General features: G+C 60.5%; 18 protein-coding genes. All 18 read right to left on the reverse strand.

Features of this window, described 5'->3' with window-relative positions; all coding sequences use genetic code 11:
* Positions 1 to 2: 2 nt before the first annotated feature.
* The gene (locus ACTIGF_RS12010; RefSeq protein ID WP_439637113.1) at positions 3 to 2,444 is read right to left on the reverse strand and encodes a M1 family metallopeptidase; all 2,442 of its coding nucleotides are present in this window, start codon (positions 2,442 to 2,444) and stop codon (positions 3 to 5) included.
* 117 nt (positions 2,445 to 2,561) lie between these two features.
* Complete coding sequence (locus ACTIGF_RS12015; protein ID WP_439637114.1) at positions 2,562 to 3,815, reverse strand: hypothetical protein; 1,254 nt, start codon at positions 3,813 to 3,815, stop codon at positions 2,562 to 2,564.
* A gap of 13 nt (positions 3,816 to 3,828) precedes the next feature.
* Positions 3,829 to 4,680 (reverse strand): hypothetical protein, encoded by an 852-nt coding sequence (locus ACTIGF_RS12020; protein WP_439637115.1) that lies wholly within the window; start codon positions 4,678 to 4,680, stop codon positions 3,829 to 3,831.
* Between the two features lie 225 nt (positions 4,681 to 4,905).
* Positions 4,906 to 5,799 carry a hypothetical protein gene (locus ACTIGF_RS12025; protein ID WP_439637116.1) on the reverse strand — a complete coding sequence of 298 codons (894 nt, stop codon included), beginning with the start codon at positions 5,797 to 5,799 and terminating at the stop codon, positions 4,906 to 4,908.
* Positions 5,800 to 5,946: 147 nt separating this feature from the next.
* Positions 5,947 to 6,636: a hypothetical protein gene (locus ACTIGF_RS12030; protein WP_439637117.1), complete on the reverse strand. Its 690-nt coding sequence runs from the start codon at positions 6,634 to 6,636 to the stop codon at positions 5,947 to 5,949.
* Positions 6,637 to 6,730: 94 nt separating this feature from the next.
* Positions 6,731 to 8,179 carry a dihydrolipoyl dehydrogenase gene (gene lpdA, locus ACTIGF_RS12035; RefSeq protein ID WP_439637118.1) on the reverse strand — a complete coding sequence of 483 codons (1,449 nt, stop codon included), beginning with the start codon at positions 8,177 to 8,179 and terminating at the stop codon, positions 6,731 to 6,733.
* A 15-nt stretch (positions 8,180 to 8,194) separates the two neighbouring features.
* Positions 8,195 to 9,664, reverse strand: coding sequence for an alpha/beta fold hydrolase (locus ACTIGF_RS12040; RefSeq protein ID WP_439637119.1), 1,470 nt, complete (start codon positions 9,662 to 9,664; stop codon positions 8,195 to 8,197).
* 91 nt (positions 9,665 to 9,755) lie between these two features.
* Entirely contained in the window at positions 9,756 to 11,111 is a 1,356-nt protein-coding gene (locus tag ACTIGF_RS12045) for a pyruvate dehydrogenase complex dihydrolipoamide acetyltransferase (RefSeq protein ID WP_439637120.1), read from the reverse strand.
* Between the two features lie 12 nt (positions 11,112 to 11,123).
* Complete coding sequence (locus tag ACTIGF_RS12050) at positions 11,124 to 11,555, reverse strand: hypothetical protein (RefSeq protein WP_375549025.1); 432 nt, start codon at positions 11,553 to 11,555, stop codon at positions 11,124 to 11,126.
* Positions 11,556 to 11,565: 10 nt separating this feature from the next.
* Positions 11,566 to 12,984: a pyruvate dehydrogenase complex E1 component subunit beta gene (locus ACTIGF_RS12055; protein ID WP_439637121.1), complete on the reverse strand. Its 1,419-nt coding sequence runs from the start codon at positions 12,982 to 12,984 to the stop codon at positions 11,566 to 11,568.
* A 5-nt stretch (positions 12,985 to 12,989) separates the two neighbouring features.
* Complete coding sequence (gene pdhA, locus ACTIGF_RS12060; RefSeq protein ID WP_439637122.1) at positions 12,990 to 14,018, reverse strand: pyruvate dehydrogenase (acetyl-transferring) E1 component subunit alpha; 1,029 nt, start codon at positions 14,016 to 14,018, stop codon at positions 12,990 to 12,992.
* 131 nt (positions 14,019 to 14,149) lie between these two features.
* Positions 14,150 to 14,482 carry an FtsB family cell division protein gene (locus ACTIGF_RS12065; protein ID WP_439637123.1) on the reverse strand — a complete coding sequence of 111 codons (333 nt, stop codon included), beginning with the start codon at positions 14,480 to 14,482 and terminating at the stop codon, positions 14,150 to 14,152.
* Between the two features lie 186 nt (positions 14,483 to 14,668).
* The gene (eno, locus tag ACTIGF_RS12070; RefSeq protein WP_439637124.1) at positions 14,669 to 15,946 is read right to left on the reverse strand and encodes a phosphopyruvate hydratase; all 1,278 of its coding nucleotides are present in this window, start codon (positions 15,944 to 15,946) and stop codon (positions 14,669 to 14,671) included.
* Positions 15,947 to 16,117: 171 nt separating this feature from the next.
* Entirely contained in the window at positions 16,118 to 16,300 is a 183-nt protein-coding gene (rpmF, locus tag ACTIGF_RS12075; protein ID WP_022699538.1) for a 50S ribosomal protein L32, read from the reverse strand.
* A gap of 112 nt (positions 16,301 to 16,412) precedes the next feature.
* Positions 16,413 to 18,041: a CTP synthase gene (locus tag ACTIGF_RS12080; RefSeq protein WP_439637125.1), complete on the reverse strand. Its 1,629-nt coding sequence runs from the start codon at positions 18,039 to 18,041 to the stop codon at positions 16,413 to 16,415.
* Positions 18,042 to 18,112: 71 nt separating this feature from the next.
* Positions 18,113 to 18,559 (reverse strand): MAPEG family protein, encoded by a 447-nt coding sequence (locus ACTIGF_RS12085; protein WP_439637126.1) that lies wholly within the window; start codon positions 18,557 to 18,559, stop codon positions 18,113 to 18,115.
* A gap of 5 nt (positions 18,560 to 18,564) precedes the next feature.
* Positions 18,565 to 18,975 (reverse strand): preprotein translocase subunit SecG, encoded by a 411-nt coding sequence (gene secG / locus ACTIGF_RS12090; RefSeq protein WP_439637127.1) that lies wholly within the window; start codon positions 18,973 to 18,975, stop codon positions 18,565 to 18,567.
* Between the two features lie 53 nt (positions 18,976 to 19,028).
* Positions 19,029 to 20,033, reverse strand: coding sequence for a response regulator receiver protein (locus tag ACTIGF_RS12095; RefSeq protein ID WP_439637128.1), 1,005 nt, complete (start codon positions 20,031 to 20,033; stop codon positions 19,029 to 19,031).
* Between the last annotated feature and the right edge of the window lie 34 nt (positions 20,034 to 20,067).

The raw sequence follows: 20,067 nt of genomic DNA on the forward strand, positions 1-20,067 counted from the left end.
GCTTACTGATCCCGGGTCTGGATGCTGCCGTGTTCAACGCGCAGATCCATATCGTCCATCAGCGAGGACGGGCTGGAGGTGTTGCGATACACCTCAAGACGGCTCGGCTGGATTTGCGGCGGATAATAGTTATCCGTGCGATCCGCGTCCGCGGTTTCAAGATGCGGATCCAGCTCAACGGACACCACTTGCTTGTCCGTGATATAGCGCCAGATCGCAGCTTCGGAATTGAAACGCCAGATCTCGGCCGGAATGCGCACTTCATCCGTCGTGCCGTCTGCAAAGCTGAACTCCAGGATGACCGGCATCACGACGCCGCCCTGGTTTTCGAGATTCACGAAGTAGACATAGCCGTCGTAATCGAGCGCTTCGGCTTCGTGCTCGGGCAGATCGCCATCACGCAGGCTTTCATGAGCCTCGCGCTGCCGATTGGTGACGATGTGCGGATCATTGGCCGAGTAGAAGTCCTGAATTTCAGGGTTCTCGTTCTCGTAGAAGGCGATGCCCTCTTCGATATTGTTCTGCAGCGTCGTCGAGTTGGCGCCATCGGCGTCACGTTGGCGATCCAGCGGATTCTCGATCTCGGGATCTTCAGTGTTCACCGTGCCTTCGGTCACAGACGTAATGGCGATGTCCACATGGTCTGTGGAGTAGAACCAGCCGCGCCAGAACCAGTCGAGATCCACGCCCGAGCTTTCTTCCATGGTCCGGAAGAAGTCATACGGGGTCGGGCGTTTGAAGCGCCAACGCTCGGCATATTCCTGGAAGGCGCGATCAAACAGCTCGCGTCCCAGAACCGTCTCACGCAGCACCACAAGAGCGGTCGCCGGCTTGCCATAGGCGTTGTTGCCGAACTGCGGGATGGAATCAGACTGGGTCATGATCGGCACCTGATTGGTGGAGACCATATAGTTTGCGATCAGATCCGGGTCGCCGCGACGCACCGGATAGTCTTCAGACCAGCGACGTTCGGCCTGGAATTGTAGGAAGGTGTTCAGACCTTCATCCATCCAGGTCCATTGACGCTCGTCCGAGTTCACCGTCATCGGGAAGTAGATATGGCCGACTTCGTGGATGATCACGCCGATCAGACCGTGCTTGGCGCGGCGCGAATAGGTCAGCTCGCCGTCCTCACCGATCACCGGGCGACCATAGCTCGCGCCGTTGAAGGTGATCATCGGGTATTCCATGCCGCCCTGGGGCCCCGAAATCGACTGCGCGGTCGGGTACGGATAGGGGAAGGAAAACTCGTTATAGACATTGATCGTGTGCTCGATGGCGCGGGTCGAATAGGTCGACCACAACGGTTCGGCCTCATTGGGATAAAAGCTCATCGCCATGACGCGATCAGGGGCCTGACCTCCGCCATCCTGCTCGACGCCCACGGCGTCCCAGATGAATTTGCGCGAGGTCGCCCAGGCGAAATCGCGTACATTTTCAGCCGAAAATTCCCAGGTCGTGGTGGAGCGGGTGCCGCGGCGTTCATTGGCGCGCGCTTCATCCGGCGTGATGATGAACACCGGCTCGTCGGCGGTCGCGGCGTCTTCCAGGCGTTCGCGCTGGGCGTCGGTCAGAACATCCTCGGCGTTCTGAAGCTCGCCGGTTGCAGCGACCACGAAATCCTGCGGCACGGTGATGGAGACGTCATAGTCGCCAAATTCCAGCGTGAACTCACCCCGGCCGAGGAAGGCCTTGTTGTGCCAGCCTTCGTAGTCCGAGAATGCGGCCGCGCGCGGGAACCATTGCGCCATCTGATAGATGCAGTCGCCGCCCTCGCCTTCTTCGTCAAAGCATTCCCAGCCTGACCGACCGCCGATGACAGCGGTTTCGATCAGCACATGATCCCACTCAATGGTGAAGGTGACCGAATCGCCGGTTTCCAACGTCTCCGGCAGATCAATCCGCATCAGCGTATCGACGACGGTGTAATCAAGCGCCGAACCATCCTCGAGCGTGACGCTGTCGATGTTGAAGCCGAGACCGTCCTCATCCAGACGCCGCGCGCGATTGAGCGTCCGGGCGGACACACCATCGACGGACGCTGCTGCGCCCGTGCGCGAATTGGCGCGGCTCGCGCCGCCGACCGTTTCGGTCATCACCGCAATCGAATCGGGACGGAAACGGTTCTGGTCCATCAGGAACCACAGATAATCGAGCGTATCCGGCGCATTGTTGGTGTAGGTCACCGTCGCGGAGCCCGTCAGAACCTTCGAGTTCTCGTCAAAGGCCACGTCGATGTCGTAATCGACCTGCTGCTGCCAGTAATCCGGCCCCGGCGCGCCGGTGGCGCGGCGTTCGCGGTTGGGCGTGGGCCAATCTTCATCCTCAAGCTGGCGGAAGGCGTCGCGCCAGTTATTGGTGGTCTGACGAATAGGATCGGCGAAACTGGGCGCACTGATCACCAGTGCTGCGCCAGCCGCCAAGGCGACTTTGAACAAGGACATGAGCGCTCCCCCGATTGAAGCATGTCTGCGGTTCTATGCCCGCTTACGAACAAAAAAATCCCGGCCAACCTACAAGGTCGACCGGGATTGTAACAGGGTAACGCTGTACTTATTTCATTACACGGCGTCCATGATTGGCGTCGGTTTCGTGCGTGAGAACAAGGCGATCGTCCACGCGCCCAAGCCGATGCAGAACACGATCATGCTGATGAGCCAACCCAGGAACGGGATCACCGACAGCAAGCCCAGCACCAGAAGCGCGACCAGCAACGAGCCCGCCCGCAGACCAAAGCTCGCCGGCTCACCTGTACGGTTCATCACCAGATCGCCTACGACGACGCCGCCGAACACGTAAGACAGGAACAAGACGATCGGCAGCGCGAAGATCAGCAGGAAAGCCAGCGGAATACCGATCACAGTGGCCAGCAACAGCACGAACAGCGTGATCGTCAGGATCGGCAGCACAGCCAGCACCACCAGACCCAGCAGACCCGACAGCCAGGGCTGACGACGGAACGCGCTCGCCACGCCCGCAACGCCTTTGGGGCTCGCCAGGGAGACCAGAAGGCCCAGCAGGAAGGCGCTTGCGGTGATCACGCCGCTAAACGCCCAAGGCGACGGCGCGAAGCCGAAATCGTCGATGCTGAAATTCACATCCGGATGATTGAAGTCGGACTCATCGTCAAAATCATATTGCTGATAGTCCAGCTCACCGATTTGCGCGCCTTCAGCCACTTGCGGCGGCTTGGGCGAGCGCACGGTGACAGGGCCGGTGATTACGGCGCTGCTTTCAAACACCACGTCACGGGCGCGGATATCAAGGGGGCCTTCAATCGTGCCGGAAATCACGACGTCGCGTGCATGAATTTCGACGGCCTGAACCAGGCGACCTTCCATATACAGCTCGCGCGCGCCGATCTCGGTTTCGCCCGAAACAACAGCGTCCGGCGTGAGAATGACGGTGGAGCCCGCAAGCGCCGCGTCACCAGCGACCGTCCCGTTCAGCGTCAGGTCAGCGCCCGCAGCGTCCAGATCGCCAAACAGGTCGGCGCCGACGCGGATATCAGCACCCGCCAGCCCCACTTCGCCCTGGATTGAGCCATCCAGCTCGATATCCGCAGCGACGATCTGCACTTCGCCATCCACGGTCACATTCATGCGAACATCAGCGGCGAAGACCGTCAGATCGCCTCCGATGCGGCCTTCGCCGACCACATCGGCAGCCAGCACTAGAACATCATCATTTTCATCAAGCGAGAGGTTGAGATCCCCGCCGATATACTGCCCCGCCTGGGCCGCGCCGCTCGCCGCGCCACACAGGAAGCCGGCGACCAGTAAGGAATGCAAATGTCTTTTCAGAGACTTGATCATCAAACCTCTCCTTTTACGAGTTGCGTTCGCAACGCTGGCCATTGCGGGCCGTGAAACTGATGTCAGAGGCCTGAGCGCCATCGCGCATTTCAGGCGGCGCATCCGCCATGATGGTCAGCGGGCCATTCACCTGCCCTCGCACAACCACGCGGCGCGCACAGATCGAACCGCCGACCGACCGGCCGTTCAGCTCAACCAGACCATCCTCTGGATCCAGACGACCGCGTCCGGGGTCCACATTCAGAACCATCGGGGCGTTGAGATCGCCATTGATCCAGACCGAGCGGGCGCTGAGATCCAGACGGCCGTCAATGACGCCGTCGAGTTCAAAATCAGCGACATTGGCGCGAACATCTCCCTGGACATGGCTGTTGCGATCCAGTTCCAGGTCCGCGGCGGACACTTCCAGGTCATGGAAAACGCCAGACAAGCGGGCATCAGCGACCTGGGCGAACAGGCGTCCGTCAAGACGGCCGTCAAAGTCCAGATCCGCCGCCCGGATTTCAGCGCTCTCGCCAATACTGCCGCGCCAGCTCACATCCGATGCGGTGAGCGTCACCGGGCCGTCCACATCGCCGGTGAAGGCGATGTCGGCCGCCGTGACAGTCAAGGCGCCGGCGTGAAAATCACGAGCGATGAAATCGGCTGCGCTGACCCGCAGCCGTCCCGAGACTTCACCGGACACGCGCACATCGGCGCCCGCCAGTCGAAAATCACCGGGCTCATCCAGAACCGCCGTAAAATCCCCGCCTCTGAGGCTGCTATCATTGCTTGAGGCGTAAGCCGGCGTTCCAATCGTTACATCTATGCAGCCGGTCAACGCCAGAACGCTGGCGACGGCTGTGGTGAGAAGGAGACGTGTCATTTCGGGTTCCCCGATATTTCTTATATGACCAACCTTATCGAAACTCGATATCATATCGAAACTCGATAAGGAAGCGAAATTTTTCGAAAAACGATAAATAATTTCATTTCTGGGACTGAAGCACGCTCACATCACGAAGAAGGCGGCCCGTGGAACGGACCGCCTTTCAGGCATGCAATCAGGCTTTGATGAGGCCCCGCAACTTCGCGCCTCGGCCCCGTCAGCCTAGTCAGGTCGAAGCATGTCGAGGATTTGTGCGTCCACCCAATAGATATCGACATCGGGCAGGTCGTCCCCGTCAGCAGAACCAACCAACCTGTGAAAGAAGAGATACTGTCCATCCGGGGTGACGCTTGCAGAGGCCTCCCAAGCGGGCGTGTTGATCGCCTCGCCCAGATTGATCGCCGGGCCCCAATCCCCGTCCGCTTGCCGGAAACTGACATAGATATCCGAGCCGCCAAATCCGCTCGACCTGCGGCCATCCCATAAAATGTAGGACTCATCAGGCGCGATGAAGGGGTGAGCGTTGAAGGTTCCCGTATTGATCGTCGCGCTGAAAGGCCGGGGGCTTTCGCGAACGCCGTCCAGCAGTCGCGAATATCTCAGCACGCCATCGCCGTCTGCCGAGCCGATCTCGTCAAACACATAGGTTCCCGCGGACGACGCCGTCAGACGCATGATCTGAATGTCATCGAAGGGCTGACCCAATGTCTGAATGTCTGACCATCCGGCATCTGTGCGCTCCATATACCGCCCGCCCAGATGCAGCATGGCTCCATCAGGGGCGATAAAGGGCTGTCCGACCCGAGGCGACAGCACAGTTTCGCGCCAGTTTTCGTCCTCATATTTGAAAACAACGAAGTCTTGCGCAGCGCCCTCACCCCTGCCCCGGATGAAATAGAACGCGTCCATATCCGGCGAGAAGACGCCGCCGTATTCATAGCCAGGAGACGACACCAGACCGGGGGCGAAGGGTTCGGGTGTCAGGCCCGGCGGCTGCTGCCCCAGATAGGAAGCCGGATCGGGAGATTGCGCATAGGCTTTCTCGGCTTGTCCCGAAGCGCCAGCTCCCGAAACCAGCGCAACATAGACAATGCCCGCCGTCAGTACGCTCTTCATGCCCTGCCCTCGCTGTTTTCTGATCTTCGCAAGATTAAAGCGGCGATGGTTTGACGGATCGAATGAACTCCATGTGAGGTTACAGACGCCGTTAAAAAAAGGGCGGCCAGATGACTGACCGCCCCGAAAGTGTCTCAGCGATAGCTGTCAGAGCGAATCGCAACGTTCACCATCGCGCAGTTCGAACTCGACCATCTCAGACTGAATTCCAGCGGGCAGATCAGGGGCCGTATCCGCACGAACATGCAACACGCCGCCCAGGGTGGCGCTCCGCTCAAAGATGACTTCATGGGCGCAGACGTCGCCGCCGACAGCCAGATGCCCTTCGATCACGAGGCGCGACTGATCCTGGCGCTCCCGGCCCAGGAAATTACGGTCACGCCCTTGCCCGGCGAAGCGAACTGGAGCGGCGTGATCACCCTCAAGCGTCAACGCGCCCGCGTTCGCGGTCAGTTCACCGGCGTATCGTCCCTGCAAACGCGCATTGCCGGCGTTCAATTCAACAGGACCCAGAAAAACGCCATCCAGTTGCGCCGATCCGGCGTTGATTGCACTGGCGCCGGCAACTTGACCGTCCACTTCGACGCTCGCGCCATTCGCTTCCAGGTCGCCGCCTATATCGGCGCGCACATCCACGGATGCGCCATTCATTTCGACCCATCCGCCCACGCGGCCTTCCAGCGTGACCGCAGCGCCGTTCATCGCCACATTGCCGTTGGTGTCGACCGTTCGGCGGCCCGCCAGACCATCAAATGTGGTGGTGGGGCCGTCAGACGCCTGCACGCAACCGGCCAGAAGCACTGATCCCAAGAGGGCGCTCAAACTCATCCGTACCATGTCTGCTCTCCCAGAGTTGAAGATCGCCCCGTATGGGGAGACTTGAAGGGGAGATGCAGGCTGCACCCAATCCGGATGCAGGGCGACTGAACTTTTAGCTGTTGAGCGTGCGTCCGTAGGCGTCGAGCACGCTTTCCTTCATCATCTCGCTCAGCGTGGGATGCGGGAAAATCGTGTGCATCAGCTCTTCTTCGGTGGTTTCAAGCCCCATGGCGACCACGAAGCCCTGGATCAGCTCGGTCACTTCGGCGCCCACCATATGCGCGCCCAACAGCTCGCCGGTGGTCTTGTCGAAAATCGTTTTGACCAGGCCATTGTCCTCGCCAAGCGCGATGGCCTTGCCATTGGCGGCGAAGTTGAAGCGGCCGACCCGAATATCGTAACCGGCTTCCTTGGCTTTATCTTCGGTCAGACCGACTGAAGCCACTTGCGGATTGCAATAGGTGCAGCCGGGAACTTTGAGCACATCCATCGGATGGACGGTCTCGAGACCGGCGATCTTCTCAACGCAGATCACGCCTTCATGCTCGGCCTTGTGCGCCAGCATGGGCGGGCCGGCCACATCGCCAATGGCGTAAAGCCCGTCCACATTGGTGCGGCCATAGCCGTCAATCACCACGCAGCCGCGTTCGGTCTTCACGCCCAGCTCTTCCAGGCCGAGATTCTCGATATTGCCCCGAACGCCCACCGCCGAGATCAGGCGATCCGCCTTGATCTGTTGGGTCTTGCCGTCCGACGTCTCCACATGAGCGGTCACCGCATCTGAGTGCTTGTCCACTTTCGCAACCTTCGCGCCGGTGATGATGTTGAGACCGCGTTTCTCAAGCGCCTTGCGGGCGATCTTGGAGATTTCAGCGTCTTCCACCGGCATGATCCGGTCCATCAGCTCAATGACCGTCACGTCCACGCCCATCGACAGGTAAAAGCTCGCGAACTCGATCCCGATCGCGCCCGAGCCCATCACCACCAGAGATTTGGGCAGTTTTTTGGGCTTCATCGCCTCGAAATACGTCCAGATCAGCTCGCCATCCGGCTCGATTCCCGGCAAGGCCCGCGGACGGGCGCCCGTGGCGATCAGGATATGTTTGGCCGAGTAGCTCCCCTCGCCCAGCGTGTTCTTGGGCTGGGGGTGCTGGGGTTCGACGGCGGGCTTTGAGGGTTTGGAGACCTTGATCTCGCCCGGCTTGGTCAGCTTCGCCTCACCCCAGATGACGCTGATCTTGTTTTTCTTCATCAGCATGCCGACGCCGCCATTCAGACGCGCCGAGACCTTGCGGGAGCGATCCACGACCGCGTCCACATCGGGCTTCATTTCTCCATCGAGCACCAGGCCATAGGATTTGGCGTGATTGGCGTGATCGAGAATTTCCGCAGAGCGCAGCAAGGCTTTCGTCGGGATGCAGCCCCAGTTCAGACAGATGCCGCCCAGATGCTCGCGCTCGACAATGGCCGTCTTCAGGCCCAGCTGCGCCGCCCGGATCGCGGCCACATAACCGCCCGGCCCAGAACCGACCACGATGACATCAAAGCTGTTTTCCGACATGGGGCTCTCCGGCGGTTATGAAGGACGCATCGCCTGATCGAGCGAACAGCTCGCGGCGAGTGACTGATCATTGAAGAAGGCGTCTAGGCTGTGCTGCACGCAGGTCTGAGCGAAGAACCACACCGCGTGCGGCGCATCCTCGACCACGACGAGCTCTACTTCGCCGCCCGCTTCGCGCATGTCCTCGATATGGCGTCGCGCGCCATCGATATGGGTTTTGGGATCCAGATCGCCATGCAGCACAAGGATGGGCGGCAGGTTTTCATAAGGCGCGTTAAAATAGGCGTCGCGCTCATAAAGCGGCATCTGGGTGAAGGTCTGAACCGTGGTCAGGCTTGAGGTGAACCCAAGGCCGGTCTCCTCTTGCGCCACGTCCTCGGCGGTCATGTCCGGACGACGATTGGTCTCGGACTCGCCAATCAACCCAGCCAGCGTGATCGAGAATGCGGTGTCAGGATAAGCCTGCACCGCGGCGAACCGATCAAAGGCGGGCGTGACTTCGGTCTCAAAGAAGGCCGGCAAGGCGTCAGGCGTCTCAATCGCCAGCACCAGAGCGTCCGCGATCAGGGCGCGGCTCTCGGGCGTATCGAGCATCATGCCGAGCGCGTGCTTGAGATTGCCGCCGGGCACATAGTCCTGAAGGTCGGGCCGCTCGCCCGCATCAATCTCGGCGATCAGCTGGTTAAACGCAGTGTCCACCCCGCCCTCAAACCGGGCGTCACAGACCGAATCCGCCGCGCACCGGGCGATCACTTCACGCCCTACGGCGTCATAGATATGAGAGCGACGGCTGAGGTCATGCGTGTCATCATCCAGCGCCGGGACGAGGGAATCCAGCACCACGCCATCCACAGACACGGTGCGCAGCTGGGTGAAACGCATGGCGAGCCCCGTGCCATAGGACACGCCGTAGACATAGCGGCGACCTTCGCCGCCAACCTCATCAATCAGGCAATCAAGATCATGGGCGGCGTTCGTCATCGAAAAGGCGGTTGTCCGATCCGAATTTTCCCAGATCTCTCCAAAACACGGCCCGAACTCCTGACCCGCAAGCGCAGTTCCGGCCGGGCTGTCAGGTGTCTCTCCTGCACACAGACGTGACGACCGCCCCGTCCCGCGATGATCCGGAATAAAGACGTCATAGCCCGGGAAGGCCGCCCGAAAATTGTCGATCTCGGTATAATAGCTCTGGCCGGTTTCGCCCGGACCACCCGCCAGCATCCAGATTTCGCCCACGCGGTCACCCTGAGCCGGGAATTTGCGCACGAACAGATCAAGGCTGCCCGCGTTCGGCGTTTCAGGATGAAACGGCGCCGCGATCATGGCGCACAAGCTGTCTGAGAGCTCGGCGAACGCGCCTGCATCCTCACAACGTTCAAACGCCATCTCCTCACCAGTCGGAGCCGGCATGGGCGCGGACGTCGTCGCACACCCTGCAGCAAAGAGCGTGAACGCCGAGGACAGGAAAAGTTGAGGCAAGCGCATGGGTTTCAATCCTTTGGAGGTATTCGATATTCCAAGGATGCAGGAGGACCCGAGAATGGTTGCATCACATTTCAGGCCCGCCGCAGCGCGTTTACATCAGCATGGTGATCGGGTCTTCGATGAAGCCCTTGAATGCGGACAGCCATCGGGCGCCGTTCGCGCCGTCCACAACGCGGTGGTCACAGGTCAGGGTGACCGTCATCACGGTCGCTTTGGCCAGCGCGCCATCGGTGATCACCGGACGCTCCTCACCCGCGCCCACGCTCAGGATCATGCCCTGGGGCGGATTGATGATCGAGGCGAAGGAGGCGATGCCGAACATGCCCAGATTGGACAGCGAGAACGTGCCGCCCTGGTATTCCTCAGGCTTGAGTTTGCGGTCCCGCGCGCGGGTGGCGAGGTCTTTCATCTCGGCGGAGATCTGCGCCAGACCCTTCTGATCGGCGTCCTTGATGATCGGGGTGATCAGACCGCCCTCGATCGCCACGGCGACGGAGACGTCGGCGTGCTTGTGCAGAGCGATGCGGCCATCCTCGATCCAGCTGGCGTTCGCTTGCGGGACTTTCTTGAGCGCCAGACCCGACGCCTTGATCAGGATGTCATTGACCGAGACCTTCACGCCTTCAGGCGTCTTGGCGTTGATGTCCTTGCGGAATTTCAGCAGCGCATCGAGACGGCAATCCACATTGAGCGGGAAATGCGGGATATCGCGGAAGCTCTCGGACAGGCGCTTGGCCGAGATTTTGGTGATGTTGTCGGCCTTCTTGATCTCATAGCGGTCCGCGCTGATGCCGTATTGCGCCAACGGTTCATGCTCATCGATCGGCTTGGAAGGCTCGGATTTCGGCGCGTCGGATTTCGCAGCGGCTTTGTCGTCCGCCTTGCCGACGCCCTTGTCTTTCGCTTCTTCGATATCGCGTTTGACGATCCGGCCTTTCGGGCCGGAACCCTCAAGCGCTTTCAGGTCCAGTCCCGCATCCTTCGCCATGCGGCGCGCCAGCGGCGACGCCTTGATGCGGTCGCCATCCTCATCAGATTGGGCGGCGGGCGTTTCGGATCTGGATTTGGACGACGCGTCAGACTTGGCCTTTGACGACTTGTCTTCACGCTCGGCTTGGTCGTCAGACGCCTTGGATTCTGCATCGCCAGACGACGCACCCTCAGCGCCCTGGGGCGTGTAGCCATCCAGGGCGCTCTTGTCCTCGCCCTCTTCAAGCAGAAGGCCGATGGGCGCGTTGACCTTGACGCCTTCAGAGCCCTCTTCGACGAGGATCTTGCCCATCACGCCTTCATCAACGGCTTCGACTTCCATCGTCGCCTTGTCGGTTTCAATCTCGGCGATCACATCACCGGAGCTGACGGTATCGCCTTCTTTCACCGTCCATTTGGACAGCGTGCCCTCTTCCATGGTGGGCGACAGGGCGGGCATCAGGATTTCGATGGGCATCAAAGGGCTCCGTCAAGCAGAACCGCCCGGCTGCGCGTTCGAGCGCAACGTGGAGCGGGCGAAAAAAGTCAGGAAGAACAGCGCAATGTAGACGACTACCAAAGCCCCGTTCATCGAATTCTGGATCAGCGTGTCTATCCCGGTGAGCGCATTGTTGAGCGCTGCATCCCCGGTGGGCGACAGGCCGACGGACTGGTCCAGCTCAATCAGCGTCTGGACAAATCCGTCATGGATACGTTGCGAGCCGTAGGCGACCCGCCCGAGAAAGGCGAGCACCAGGGTGAGGAAGAAAAACGAGAAGAGCCGCAAACCGAAACCGGCGTGGCGCAGGAACACCCACACCGCCACCACATAGGCCGACACAATCGTGAAGAAGACCTGGACCCCGTTTAACAGGATGTCCTGGTACTCCACCATTTGCTCAATGACGTCGGCCTCGGTCATGCGGCGTCTCCTAGTCCGCGTAGCACACCTGCTTGACGGCCTTGATGATGTCCTCAACGCCCGGCAGCGACAAGGCTTCAAGGTTCGCCGCATAGGGCAGCGGTACGTCTTTCTGGAACACGCGGGTCGGCGGGGCGTCGAGATAATCGAACGCGTCCAGCGTCACCCGCGCAGCGATTTCCGCGCCGACGCCATGTTGGCCCCAGCCCTCTTCCGCGCACACGATGCGATTGGTTTTCTTCACGGACTGAATAATCGTGTCGGTGTCTAGCGGGCGCAGGGTGCGCAGATCGATCACCTCAGCCTCGATCCCGTCTTCGGACAGCTTTTCAGCCGCTTTCAGAGCGAAGCCCACCATGCGCGAATGCGCGGTGATGGTGACGTCAGAGCCTTCGCGACGCACCTTCGCCTTGCCGATGGGCAGCACGAAATCATCCAGGTCGGGGATTTCGAACGTCTCGCCATACATCAGCTCGTGTTCAAGGAACACGACCGGGTTCGGATCGCGAATGGCGGCTTTCAAAAGACCTTTGGCGTCGGCCGCATCATAGGGCGCGATCACTTTCAGGCCGGGCACAGACGCATACCAGGCTGAATAGTCCTGGCTGTGCTGAGCGCCCACGCGAGACGCCGCGCCGTTCGGGCCGCGGAACACCATCGGACAGCCCATCTGGCCACCGGACATGTAAAGGGTCTTCGCGGCCGAGTTGATGATGTGGTCGATGGCCTGCATGGCGAAGTTGAAGGTCATGAACTCGACGATCGGCTTGAGCCCGCCGAACGCCGCGCCGACGCCGAGGCCGGCGAAGCCATGCTCGGTGATCGGGGTATCGACCACGCGCTGATCACCAAATTCCTCCAGCAGCTCGCGGGTCACCTTGTAGGCGCCTTGATACTGGGCGACTTCCTCGCCCATCACGAACACTTTGTCGTCCGCGCGCATTTCTTCCGCCATCGCGTCGCGCAGGGCGTCGCGGATGGTGATTTCCTTCATCTTGGTCCCTTCAGGAATGTCAGGATCAGACAAGGTCTTGCCCTTGGGCTTTTGCGGCGCTTCGGCTTTGTCTTCAGATTTGGACTCAGATTTCGCCGCGTCCTTTTTCTCTGACGACTTATCGTCCTTGGAGGCTTTGGAATCCGCGTCATCCGCTTCAGGGTCATAGCCCTCAAGCGCGCTGTCATCCTCGCCCTCTTCCAAAAGGATGGCGATGGGCGCATTCACCTGGACGCCTTCGGTCCCCTCATCGACGAGAAGCTTGCCGACCTTGCCCTCTTCGACGGCTTCGACTTCCATCGTCGCCTTGTCGGTCTCGATCTCAGCGATGACATCGCCGGAATTGACCTGATCGCCGGGTCTGACGGTCCATTTCGCCAGCGTGCCTTCCTCCATGGTGGGAGACAGGGCGGGCATGAGCACTTTGATTGGCATGTGTCTTAACCCTCGATCAGAACGTCGGTGTAGAGCTCGGACGGATCGGGCTCGGGGCTGTCCTTGGCGAAGTCGGCGGATTTGTTGACGATCGCCTTCACCTCTTTGTCCATCTCCTTGAGCGCGTCCTCGTCAGACCAGCCCTTATCCAGGATGATCTTGCGCGCCAGATCGATGGGGTCCTTGTGGTCACGGATGTCATTGACCTCGTCGCGGGTGCGGTATTTCGCAGGATCGGACATGGAGTGACCACGATAGCGATAGGTCTTCATCTCGAGGATGAACGGCCCTTTGCCGGAGCGCGCATGCTCGACAGCGCGGCTGGCGGCGTCATAGACGGCCGTCACGTCCATGCCGTCCACTTCTTCGCCGGGAATGCCGAAAGACGCGCCGCGCTTATGCAGATGCGTCTCCGAGCTGGCGCGCGCGACAGACGTGCCCATGGCGTACTGGTTGTTCTCGATGATGTAGACCACCGGCAGATCCCAGAGCTTGGCCATGTTGAAGCTCTCATAGACCTGGCCTTGGTTGGCCGCGCCGTCGCCGAAATACGTCGCGCAGACCTTGCCGTTCTTCTTGTACTTGTCAGAGAAGGCCAGCCCGGTGCCGATGGAGACCTGAGCGCCGACAATGCCATGACCGCCAAAGAACTGCTTGTCGCGCGAGAACATGTGCATGCTCCCGCCCTTGCCCTTCGAATAGCCGCCTTCGCGCCCCGTCAGTTCAGCCATCACCCCGTCCGGGTCCATGCCTGTGGCGAGCATGTGGGCGTGGTCGCGATAGCCGGTGATCACCTGATCACCCTCTTCAAGCGCGCCCTGCACGCCGACCACGACCGCTTCCTGGCCGATATAGAGGTGACAGAAGCCCGCAATCAGGCCCATGCCGTAGAGCTGGCCGGCTTTTTCCTCAAAGCGGCGCATCAGCAGCATGTCTTTGTACCAGCTCATCAACTGGTCTTGCGAGACTTCGGATTTTTTAGAGCGCGCGGAGGAGGACTTGTTCGCAGCGCTGGTCGAGCGTTTCGTCGCCATATATTTCACATGCGAACCAATGGGTTCGCACTCCCTGTTGACGTCACTCCAGCCTTTAACAGGGATGATGAGATCACGTAAAGCACGCAAATTATGTTGCGCGTGCGAACAATTAACCGTGATCGGAGGAATTAGCCGCCATATTCAGGCTGTGCGCCCCGATCAATCTGAACGACAATCTCGTCTGGATGGGCGAAACGCAGCACTGCGCGGGCGCGTTCTTCAAGATAATCCACGTCCACAGACCCGTCCGGGCCGTCCACCTTCAGGCGTGCGACGCGATCTTCCATGTGCTGACGGGTCTGACGCACCTCAGCAAGCTCGGCTTCAGCCGCCGAGATCTGCGCCTGAATGCGCAAATGATTGAGATAGCCCTGCTCGCCATGGAGCGCGTGATAGCTGAGATAGCCAATCACCAAAGCCAACCCAATCAAGGGGATGAAGCGCTTCAGCACCTTCATCATAACCCATCCATCCACCGCCCGCCTTTTGCGGATCGTTCATGGGAAGAAGGTAAGCAATCTCAGTAAAGGAAGGGTTATGGAGAATCAGAAATCATGTGATTCGTGAGATTGTAAAGATATTCACTATTAAAAACGGCCCGGGCGAACCCGAGCCGTTTTCACATCATGTCGTGTGCGCTCAAACGCCTAGCTGGCGGCGATCGCCGTACGACCGGCGTAAATCGCAGCGTCGCCGAGTTCTGCTTCAATGCGCAGCAGCTGGTTGTATTTCGCGGTGCGGTCCGAGCGCGCCAGGGAGCCGGTCTTGATCTGACCGCAGTTCAGCGCGACCGCCAGGTCGGCGATGGTGGTGTCTTCGGTTTCTCCGGACCGGTGGCTCATCACCGCGCCATAGCCGGACCGCAGCGCCATTTCGACCGCATCCATGGTTTCAGACAGGGTGCCGATCTGGTTGACCTTGACCAGCAGGGCGTTCGCCGCACCCACTTCAATGCCATGCGCCAGACGCTCGGGGTTCGTCACGAACAGATCATCGCCCACCAGCTGCACGTCGCCGTCCAGCATGGAGGTGACGGCCTTCCAGCCTTCCCAGTCGTCTTCGGCCATGCCGTCCTCGATGGAGATGATCGGATAGGCGGAGGCCAGCTCTTTGAGGTATTCAGCGAACTCGTCAGAGGTGCAGGTGCGCCCTGCCCCTTCCATCACGTATTTGCCGTCCTTGAAGAACTCGGTGGAGGCCACGTCAAGCGCCAGGGTGACGTCTGAGCCCGGCTCATAGCCGGCGGTCTCGATCGCCTTCATGATCGTATCCAGGCACGCCTCGGCGCTTTTGAGATTCGGTGCGAAGCCGCCCTCATCACCCACATTGGTGTTCAGGCCGTCGGCTTTGAGCTGGGATTTAAGCGCGTGGAAAATCTCCGCGCCGCACCGCAAGGCTTCCGAGAAAGTCGCGAGCCCGGTCGGCATGATCATGAATTCCTGAAAATCCACCGGATTGTCCGCGTGTGCGCCGCCATTGAGGATATTCATCATCGGCGCCGGCAGAACGCGGGAATTGGCGCCGCCCACATAGCGATAGAGCGGCAGGCCGGACGCTTCCGCCGCGGCCTTGGCGGTGGCCAGAGACACGCCCAGAAGCGCGTTGGCGCCCAGGCGCTCCTTGTTCTCGGTGCCGTCCAGGCCGATCAGCAGCTCGTCGATCAGGCGCTGCTCGCGCGCATCAATGCCGGCGATGGCTTCAAAAATCTCGGTCTCGACCGCTGTGACGGCCTGCAGCACGCCCTTGCCCTTGTAGCGGTCGCCGCCATCGCGCTTTTCGACGGCTTCGTGCGCGCCGGTGGACGCGCCGGACGGCACCGCGGCGCGGCCCATGGAGCCGTCTTCCAGGAAGACGTCCACTTCCACAGTCGGGTTGCCCCGGCTGTCGAGAATTTCACGGGCGGCGATATCGACAATGGCGGTCATGGCGCGGACGTCCTTCAGGTGAGATCAAGCCGACGCATCCCCGCCCCGGCCTGTGAGCTTTTCATGCGCGCTTCATAGCCGAGGCGCGTAAACGCGAAAAGCCCTGCACCGGGTATGGTGCAGGGCTTTTTCTGTCAGACTGCGCGCCGCCGAGGCGGCGCGGTGTCCGGCTTAGTCGTCCTGGCCATCCAGAACCTGACGACCACGGTACATGCCGGTCTTCAGGTCGATATGGTGCGGACGGCGCAGTTCGCCGGAATCCTTGTCCTCGATGTACGCCGTCGTGCCGATGGCGTCGTGCGCGCGACGCATGCCGCGCTTGGACTTGGTGACTTTATGCTTAGGGACCGCCATCGGTCTCTCCTTAAGTTCTCAAACGCGAATAACTCGGGATCGCATCAAAGCGGACTTTGTGCGAGTGAGCCGCGGGCTATACCGGTTTGCAGGCTGAAGTGCAACAGGGCTGTTACACCAGCCGGCTATGATCCTTCGCCGCCGCGACGAAGCTGGCGAACAGCGGGTGCGGGTCAAAGGGGCGCGATTTGTATTCGGGATGGTATTGCACGCCGATGAACCAGGGGTGGTCGGCATACTCCACGATCTCGGGCAGAACCCCGTCCGGCGACAGGCCGGAGAACACCAGACCGGCTTTTTCAAGCTGCTCTTTATAGGCGATGTTCACCTCATAGCGGTGACGGTGACGCTCATGGATCGCGGCCTGGCCGTAGATCTCCCGCACCTTGGAGCCCTCCTTGAGAGAGGCCGGGAACGCGCCCAGGCGCATGGTGCCGCCCAGATCACCGCCCACATGACGGCGCACGGTCTCATTATCCTTGACCCATTCGGTCAGAAGGCCGACCAGCGGCACTTTCGGATCACCGAACTCTGAGCTGCTGGCGCCGTCCAGGCCAGCGAGATTGCGGGCCGCCTCGATCACCGCCATCTGCATGCCGAAGCAAATGCCGAAATACGGGATCTTGCGCTCACGGGCGAATTTCGCCGCGGCGATCTTGCCTTCCGCGCCGCGCTCGCCAAAGCCGCCAGGCACCAGGATGGCGTGCACGTCTTCGAGCTCAACGAGGTTTTCGTCATCCTCGAACTGGCTGGCGTCCAGCCATTTCACCTTCACCTTCACGCCATTGGCGATGCCGCCATGGTTCAAGGCTTCCAGAAGCGATTTATAGGCGTCCACCAGCACGGTGTATTTGCCCACCACCGCAACGGTCACTTCGCCGTCGGGATTGTTGACCGCTTCAGAGATGCCGTTCCAGACCGTCAGATCCGGATCGGGCGCATCGCCGAGGCCGAAGCGTTCGAGCACGACCCGGTCAAAGCCCTGATCATGATATTCCAGCGGCACATGGTAGAGCGAAGACGCGTCACGGCCTTCGATGACGGCGTTTTCAGGCACGTTGCAGAACAGCGCGATCTTGCGCTTGTCACTGGGATCAATCGGGATTTCACACCGGCACAGCAGGATGTCGGGCTGGATGCCGATCGAGCGCAGCTCTTTCACCGAGTGCTGGGTGGGTTTGGTCTTCATCTCGCCCGCCGCCTTGATAAAGGGCAGCAAGGTGACATGGATGAAGATGGCGTTGTCCCGGCCCAGCTCCTGACCCAGCTGGCGAATGGCTTCAAAGAAGGGCAAGCCTTCGATATCGCCCACGGTGCCGCCGATTTCGCACAGCACGAAATCCACGTCGCCAGCGTCCGACAGCACGAAATTCTTGATGGCGTCGGTGACGTGCGGAATCACCTGCACGGTCGCGCCCAGATAATCGCCGCGGCGTTCGCGTTCGATGATCTCGGAATAGATCCGGCCCGTGGTGATGTTATCGCTCTGATGGGCGGAGACGCCGGTGAAGCGCTCATAATGGCCCAGGTCGAGGTCTGTCTCTGCACCATCGTCAGTGACATAGACCTCGCCGTGTTGATACGGCGACATCGTGCCCGGATCCACATTGAGATACGGGTCGAGTTTACGCAGACGGACTTTATACCCGCGCGCTTGCAAAAGCGCGCCGAGTGCGGCGGAAGCGAGGCCTTTACCAAGGGAGGAGACCACGCCGCCGGTTATGAATATGTATCGCGGCATGGGCGGACTGCTTAGCGCAGAATCACGGCGGACAAAAGCGTCTGTTCTGAAACTCGCCGTGGAAATCGCGGTTAACCGCTGCTGAGCATCCCGAAGAAGAAGCTGACCCACATGCCGACAAGCGCCAGGAAGTTGATTGAAAACACTATTCCGCGCAGGACCACATTGTCTGTCAGGGTTTGAACACCGGTGTGCAAAACCCGTCCGATCACGAAAACCCAGGCCAGCCAGAGCTGACCCTGAACAGGATCGCCGCTCAGAACGAGCGCCAACACGAGCATGTGGAAAAACGGCGGCGCTTCAAACTGGTTGCGCAGGTTTGACGCCACCCTCGCCCCTCGTCCCATATCGCCGCCGGGGCGCGCGAAGTCTGAATATCGGTTGCGCTGACCCAGAACCGACAGTCCGCGCTCAACACTGAGCCACACATACAGAAAGGCCGTCAGCGCCAAATGGGCGGCTGACGGCCATAACAAATTCGCAGGTTCGATCAGCGCGGTATGAAACGCACTGAACAAGACGCCTACCGGTTCGGCAATTCGGCCGGCTCGTCTTCGGCCGGCGCATCGTCTGCAGGCTCAGGCTCGGCCGGGATCGTCGCCTCAGGCGCATCGATCGTATCGGCGTCCAGACCCTGAAGATCGCCGAACGGCAGGTCGGAGCTGGTTTCAGTCTCACCCACGCGGTCAATAACAGAGCCGGTGCTGGTGGTGACGCCGGACAGAATCGCCAGCAGAATCGAATTGCCGATGAACAGCGCGCCCAGGATCATGGTGATCCGGGTCAAGAGATTGGCCGCACCGCGGCCGCTCATCATGCCGCCAGGGCCGCCGCCGCCAATGCCAAGCGCACCGCCCTCGGAGCGTTGCATCAAGATCACCCCGGTCAGTGCAGCGGCGATAAGAACGTGAATGATCAGAAGGACAGCAGTCATTGCGCGGCGTTTCCGAATAAACAGAGTTTCATCCGCGCGAGGACCGCGACGGACTAGTTGGCCGCGCGTTTTAGCTCAGCTGGAGGCGGAGCGCCACCTTCCACCTGTATCTTCCGCGCCGAAGCCATCGCCATGCGCTTCTGAAGCGCTTCAGCCGCTTTCGCCATTTCGTCTTGTGAGCGCTCCATGCCGTCATCGCCGGCATAGGCCACATAGGCGGCCATGGAGAGTTCCTTGGCCAGAGACAGATTGGCCAGGGTCAGGCCCGATTGCTCTTGCAGCTCCAGTGCGATGTCGACCAGAGCTTTTGCAACACGTGACGCTTCGCTGGAACGAAACTTCGCCATCCGGGCGCGCAATTCGCGCGCGCTGTTCTCAAATTCCTTGAGATCAATGGCGGGCTGGCGGCCCGCTTTCATTTCGCGCATGCCCGCTTCAGCACCCACAATGATGCGCATGCACAAGCGGCGCAGACGTTCGCCTTCGACGGTGCGCTGGGCCTCGTCGATCCAGGCGTGCGCGCGCTGAAGCGCCTCGATATCATTGGTGACGACCGCCTTGAGCACGTTGGGCGCTTCAATAGGCTTGGCGGAACCCTCGCCGCGTTCCTGATCCTTGCGCCGGTCAGGACCGATATAATCGCTGGTGACGATAAAGGGCTTGCGCGCCCGGACCAGCGTGCGCACACGGTCTTCCACAAAGCTGTTGGACAGCGGCCGGATCAACAGATCGTCCGCGCCGCAGCCGATAGCGTTGCGCACGAGATCCGCATCACGCCGCCAGGACGTCAGCAGCAAGGCCACAAAGGGGTTGTTGGACACTTCGCCCGAGCGGATGGCGCGCACAAGACGAAACACTTCCGCCTCATGATCCGCCGTCTCCGCAATGATCAGATGCGGGGCGTCGTCCTGAACGATGCGGCGCAATTCCGCCAGCGTATTGAGCTGGAAGATGTCCCGAAAACCAATCTCATGCAGTGAATACCGCGTGGTGCGCTGGTTCACAGACACCGGATCATAAAGCGCGACGCTCGCCCGGCTGTAATCAATATCGCTCATTCACCACCCCGCCTGTTTTTCAGGCCATGTCATT

The organism is Oceanicaulis sp., assembly GCF_051859625.1.
In the GTDB taxonomy this organism is placed as follows: Bacteria; Pseudomonadota; Alphaproteobacteria; order Caulobacterales; family Maricaulaceae; genus Oceanicaulis.

What these genes read in the sequence shown, in the direction of transcription:
- ACTIGF_RS12010 (WP_439637113.1), bottom strand. Translation starts at nt 2,444, where the DNA reads ATGTCCTTGTTCAAAGTCGCCTTGGCGGCTGGCGCAGCACTGGTGATC.
- ACTIGF_RS12015 (WP_439637114.1), bottom strand. Translation starts at nt 3,815, where the DNA reads ATGATCAAGTCTCTGAAAAGACATTTGCATTCCTTACTGGTCGCCGGC.
- ACTIGF_RS12020 (WP_439637115.1), bottom strand. Translation starts at nt 4,680, where the DNA reads ATGACACGTCTCCTTCTCACCACAGCCGTCGCCAGCGTTCTGGCGTTG.
- ACTIGF_RS12025 (WP_439637116.1), bottom strand. Translation starts at nt 5,799, where the DNA reads ATGAAGAGCGTACTGACGGCGGGCATTGTCTATGTTGCGCTGGTTTCG.
- ACTIGF_RS12030 (WP_439637117.1), bottom strand. Translation starts at nt 6,636, where the DNA reads ATGGTACGGATGAGTTTGAGCGCCCTCTTGGGATCAGTGCTTCTGGCC.
- lpdA (WP_439637118.1), bottom strand. Translation starts at nt 8,179, where the DNA reads ATGTCGGAAAACAGCTTTGATGTCATCGTGGTCGGTTCTGGGCCGGGC.
- ACTIGF_RS12040 (WP_439637119.1), bottom strand. Translation starts at nt 9,664, where the DNA reads ATGCGCTTGCCTCAACTTTTCCTGTCCTCGGCGTTCACGCTCTTTGCT.
- ACTIGF_RS12045 (WP_439637120.1), bottom strand. Translation starts at nt 11,111, where the DNA reads ATGCCCATCGAAATCCTGATGCCCGCCCTGTCGCCCACCATGGAAGAG.
- ACTIGF_RS12050 (WP_375549025.1), bottom strand. Translation starts at nt 11,555, where the DNA reads ATGACCGAGGCCGACGTCATTGAGCAAATGGTGGAGTACCAGGACATC.
- ACTIGF_RS12055 (WP_439637121.1), bottom strand. Translation starts at nt 12,984, where the DNA reads ATGCCAATCAAAGTGCTCATGCCCGCCCTGTCTCCCACCATGGAGGAA.
- pdhA (WP_439637122.1), bottom strand. Translation starts at nt 14,018, where the DNA reads ATGGCGACGAAACGCTCGACCAGCGCTGCGAACAAGTCCTCCTCCGCG.
- ACTIGF_RS12065 (WP_439637123.1), bottom strand. Translation starts at nt 14,482, where the DNA reads ATGATGAAGGTGCTGAAGCGCTTCATCCCCTTGATTGGGTTGGCTTTG.
- eno (WP_439637124.1), bottom strand. Translation starts at nt 15,946, where the DNA reads ATGACCGCCATTGTCGATATCGCCGCCCGTGAAATTCTCGACAGCCGG.
- rpmF (WP_022699538.1), bottom strand. Translation starts at nt 16,300, where the DNA reads ATGGCGGTCCCTAAGCATAAAGTCACCAAGTCCAAGCGCGGCATGCGT.
- ACTIGF_RS12080 (WP_439637125.1), bottom strand. Translation starts at nt 18,041, where the DNA reads ATGCCGCGATACATATTCATAACCGGCGGCGTGGTCTCCTCCCTTGGT.
- secG (WP_439637127.1), bottom strand. Translation starts at nt 18,975, where the DNA reads ATGACTGCTGTCCTTCTGATCATTCACGTTCTTATCGCCGCTGCACTG.
- ACTIGF_RS12095 (WP_439637128.1), bottom strand. Translation starts at nt 20,033, where the DNA reads ATGAGCGATATTGATTACAGCCGGGCGAGCGTCGCGCTTTATGATCCG.